Annotated in this window: 6 protein-coding genes; 4 read left to right on the plus strand and 2 right to left on the minus strand. The window is 64.8% G+C overall.

Going from position 1 to position 4,249, the window contains the following annotated elements; all coding sequences use genetic code 11:
• Together DYI24_RS22190 and DYI24_RS22195 are read left to right on the plus strand one after the other, a co-directional pair.
• A partial coding sequence (locus DYI24_RS22190) for a sulfite exporter TauE/SafE family protein (RefSeq protein ID WP_164573870.1) occupies positions 1 to 670 on the plus strand: 670 nt, incomplete at its 5' end.
• A gap of 38 nt (positions 671 to 708) precedes the next feature.
• A complete protein-coding gene (locus tag DYI24_RS22195; protein ID WP_164573871.1) occupies positions 709 to 1,233 on the plus strand; it encodes a carboxymuconolactone decarboxylase family protein in 525 nt (174 codons plus the stop codon).
• A 45-nt stretch (positions 1,234 to 1,278) separates the two neighbouring features.
• On the opposite strand, the gene ccoG is transcribed toward DYI24_RS22195, so the two are convergent.
• Complete coding sequence (gene ccoG / locus DYI24_RS22200; protein WP_164573872.1) at positions 1,279 to 2,721, minus strand: cytochrome c oxidase accessory protein CcoG; 1,443 nt, start codon at positions 2,719 to 2,721, stop codon at positions 1,279 to 1,281.
• A 119-nt stretch (positions 2,722 to 2,840) separates the two neighbouring features.
• The gene (locus DYI24_RS22205; protein WP_107343192.1) at positions 2,841 to 3,041 is read right to left on the minus strand and encodes a hypothetical protein; all 201 of its coding nucleotides are present in this window, start codon (positions 3,039 to 3,041) and stop codon (positions 2,841 to 2,843) included.
• A 304-nt stretch (positions 3,042 to 3,345) separates the two neighbouring features.
• Here DYI24_RS22205 and DYI24_RS22210 point away from each other — a divergent pair, with 304 nt between their 5' ends.
• Both DYI24_RS22210 and DYI24_RS22215 read left to right on the plus strand, forming a co-directional pair.
• Positions 3,346 to 3,936 (plus strand): PadR family transcriptional regulator, encoded by a 591-nt coding sequence (locus DYI24_RS22210; RefSeq protein ID WP_164573873.1) that lies wholly within the window; start codon positions 3,346 to 3,348, stop codon positions 3,934 to 3,936.
• An 88-nt stretch (positions 3,937 to 4,024) separates the two neighbouring features.
• A partial coding sequence (locus tag DYI24_RS22215; protein WP_164573874.1) for a ubiquinol-cytochrome c reductase iron-sulfur subunit N-terminal domain-containing protein occupies positions 4,025 to 4,249 on the plus strand: 225 nt, incomplete at its 3' end.

The raw sequence follows: 4,249 nt of genomic DNA on the forward strand, positions 1-4,249 counted from the left end.
CGGCATTGCGGCGACGCCGCTGCTGGCGCTGTATCTGCCGCCGCTCGAAGCTGCCGGCCTGCTGTTGCCGGTGCTGATCACCCAGGATCTGATCTCGCTATACGTGTATCGGCATCATTGGGATGCGCGCAGCCTGAAGGTGATGTTGCCTGGGGCGCTGGCCGGAATGGCGATCGCGTGGTGGACGGCCTCGATCGTGTCGGACGATGCGGTGCGGTTGATCGTCGGCGGCGTGGGGCTGGCGTTTGTGCTCAACGTCTGGCTGCGGCCGCATGCCTCGGCCGTGAAGCTGTCGGATGCGGCCGGCGTATTCTGGGGCGCGGTGTCGGGCTTCACGTCGTTCATGACGCAAGGCGGCGGCCCGCCATATCAGGTCTATATGCTGCCGCAGCTGCTGCCGAAGCTGGTGCTGGTCGGCACCACCACGATCTTCTTTGCCATCATCAATGCGCTGAAGATCGGTCCGTATTTTCTGCTCGGGCAATTCACCCCGGCCAATCTCGGCACGTCGCTGGCGCTGTTGCCGCTTGCCGCGGCTGCTAACATGGCGGGGATCTGGCTGGTGAAGCGGACGCCGACCGGGCTGTTCTACCGGATCGCCTACGCGCTGCTGTTCGTGGTGTCGGTGGCACTGGTTTATCAGGGGCTATCGGACCTGATCCGCGGCTGATCGCGACGCACACGAACAACAACAAGGGAGAGAGACCGATGGCGCGGATCGACTATTGCGACGAGGCCACAGCGAGCCCGCGCACCCGCGAGGTTCTGACCAAGAACCGCAACGCCAACATCTTCCGGATGCTGGCGCATGCGCCGAGCCATTTCGAGCAATACTGCCGGCTCGGCGGCGCGATCCGGTTCAAGGGCGAACTCGACCCGGTGCTGCGCGAGCTCGCGATCACCCGTACCGGCATCCTGTGCAACGCGCCCTACGAGGTCGCCGCCCACAAAAAGATCGGCGCCGGTGTCGGCGTCAGCGCCGCGCAGAACGCTGCGCTCGATGATTGGCGCAGTGCCGACTGCTTCGATGCCGCTCAGCGCGCCGCGCTCGCCTTTACCGACGAGGTGGTGAAGCTCGATCGTCCGACCGACGCGGTGTTCGACGACATCGCCGGACGGTTGACGCCGGCTGCGCTGGTCGAACTGCAACTGGCGATCGGATTTTACATCATGACGTCGAAATTTCTCGAAACCTTCGGGATCGACCTGCAGCCGGTCGACGACGTGGTGTAGGGCGAGGCGGGGAGGCGCAGTCTGCGCCGCCCCGGGCCGGTTCAGTTAGTTCGAGGTCGGCGGCACGAAGTGGTCGACCGCGGTCGCCATCTCGCCGGTCTGCGGGTCCTTGATCTCGAACGTGATGTTCATCGACTTGCTCGGCACCTGCTCGCTCGGAACCATCACCGACAGCCGCAGTTCGCGGGTCTGATCCTGGCCGACTTCGACGTCGAGCCGGTCCTTGGCGTCCGGATCGACGCCGACCGCCTGCAGCCGGGCGCCCGGCACGCCGCTCACCGACACCTGCATCACGCGGGCGGTCGGGCGCTTATTGAGCAGCCGCACGGTGTAGTCGTTGCGCACGCCGCCGTTGGACAGCGTCACGAACAGCGGATTGCGCTCGTGCAGCACGTTGATGTCGAGCGAGCCGCGCGTCGCCAGCGCATACACCATCACCGCCGCGACCAGCACGATCAGCCCGGAATACAGCAGCGTGCGGGCGCGGATCGGCCGATACACCGAAGGCTTGCCGGCGAGCCGGCGCTGGATGTTGATGTCGGTGTCGTAGGCGATCAGATCCGGCGGACGGCCGACCTGCTTCATCACCGTGTTGCAGGCATCGATGCACAGGCCGCACTGCACGCAGCCGAGCTGCAGGCCCTGGCGGATGTCGACGCCGGTCGGGCAGACGTTCACGCACTGGTGGCAGTCGATGCAGTCGCCCGCGGTCTCGCCATGGGCGCGCACCACTTCGGCCTTCTTCACCGACATCCGCGGTTCGCCGCGGTCGTATTTATAGGTGACGTTGAGCGCCCATTCGTCGGTCAGCGCCGCCTGGATGCGCGGCCAGGGGCACATATAGATGCACACCTGCTCGCGCATGAAGCCGGCGAGGGTGTAGGTGGTGAAGGTCAGGATGCCGATCCAGACATAGGCGACCATCGGCGCCTGGAAGGTGACCAGCTCCTTCACCAGCGTCGGGGCATCGGCGAAGTACAGCACCCAGGCGCCGCCGGTCCACCACGCGATCATCAGCCAGATGAAGTGCTTGAGCGCGAGTTCGCCGACGCGGCGCACGGTCAGCCCGTGCTTGTCCTTGGTGATGCGATCGCGGCGGTCGCCCTCGATCAGCCGTTCGACCGCGTAGAACAGGTCGGTCCACACCGTCTGCGGGCACAGATAGCCGCACCACAGTCGGCCGGCGAGCGCGTTCATCAGGAACAGTGCCAGCGCGGCGATGATCAACAGGCCGGTGAAGTAATACACCTCCTGCGGCCACAGCTCGATGAAGAAGAAATAGAACCGCCGCGCCGGCAGATCGATCAGCACCGCCTGATCGGGCAGGCCGGGGCCGCGGTTCCAGCGCAAGAACGCCGTGAAGTAGTAGATCGACAGCGTGATCGCCAGCAGCGCCCATTTGATCCTGCGGAAGCGGCCATGCACCGCCTGCGGATAGACTTTCTTGCGGGGCGCGTAGAGCGGCCCCTCGATATTGGTTTCTGTCATAGGGAGGGCTTTCGCTGGAGCTTCGCCCCGGAGAGGGGACGGCCGTCTCCGGGCGAAATCATGCGGGATCAATCACGCAGGATCGAGACGCTCGCGCGAGCGTCTCGAGGGGGAGTCGCTTAGCGCATCGAGGGCCGCGCGATCTTGCGCGCGACCAGGAACGAGATCGGCATCGCGATCACGAAGCCGCAGCCGACCGCGATCGGAATCCAATGCATCGCCTGCTCGGACAGGCTCGGCACCGCCAGCACCGCGATAATCATCATGCCCGCCAGCGTCGCGCCGCCGATAATCCAAAGCAACATGGCAACCTTGATCATGATCTTCTCCTGTTGTTCTGCCGGGGCCGTCAGCCTCGCGCCCGAGCCGAGCGCAGGGTGCGCAATGGCGGGGTTCAAATGTCGGGGAAACATTTGAATATGTTCGGACGATATATTTTGGTCCCGTTCTAAGTTTGATCTGGATCAAACGATCTGTATCGGAAAACCACAGGCCGTGGAACGGGATAAGTAACAAGACACCTTTCTGTCGCACCGGGCCGAAATGTCGCTGCGCTCTCAAAAGATATATCTTTACTTCCCGCGGAGGCGTCCCTAGGTAAGATATATCTTTCAGGAGGTCGTCATGGACGGCGTCGACAACAGCCCGCGACGATGCGGGTTTGGGATGCCCGGGTGCCGGTGGGGCCGCCGGGGCATGGGCGGCCGCGGAATGGGCGGCGGCGAGATGATGCGCGCCGGCCGGATGCTGGCGCAGGGCGACCTCAAGCTGATCGCGCTGGCGCTGATCGCCGAACAGCCGCGCCACGGCTACGACATCATCAAGATGATCGAGGAGAAGACTGCCGGCTTCTACGCCCCGAGTCCGGGCGTGGTGTATCCGACGCTCACCTTCCTTGAAGAAACCGGCCATGTCATCGCCCAGCCGGAAGGCGCCAAGAAGCTGTATTTCGTCACGGACGAGGGCCGCGAGCACCTGGCCGCCAATCGCGCGTTGGCCGATGCGGTGTTCGACCGCCTCGCCGCGTTCGGCGAGATGATGCGGCAACAGAACGGCGACAGCGGCACCGAGGGCAACGACCTGCCGCCGCTGCTGCGGGCGGCGCTCGACAACCTCAGGGAAGTCGCGATCCGCCAGATCGTCAAAGACCCGGACAACGAAGCAGAGCTTGTTGCGATCCTCGCCCGCGCCGCCGGCGAGCTTCGCAAAACGTAGGTGCGGCGCGATCCGCATCATTGGACGACGCATTCGACCGCGGGCCGGCACGGCAATCCGGCCAACGGATAACCTTCAGGAGACGAAGATGACCGCCATTACGTCTGAACAGCCGACCCGCCGCGACGTGTTGTATTTGGCGACCGGGGCACTGGCCGCGGTCGGCACCGCCGCCGTGGTGTGGCCGTTCGTGTCTCAGCTCAATCCCGATGCCGGCACGGTTGCGGCCGGCTTCCCGCTCGAAGTCGATCTGGCGCCGATTGCGGAAGGCCAGGTCGTCAAGGTGTTCTGGCGCGGCCAGCCGATCTTCATC

The organism is Rhodopseudomonas sp. BR0C11, assembly GCF_010820945.1.
In the GTDB taxonomy this organism is placed as follows: Bacteria; Pseudomonadota; Alphaproteobacteria; order Rhizobiales; family Xanthobacteraceae; genus Rhodopseudomonas; species Rhodopseudomonas palustris_H.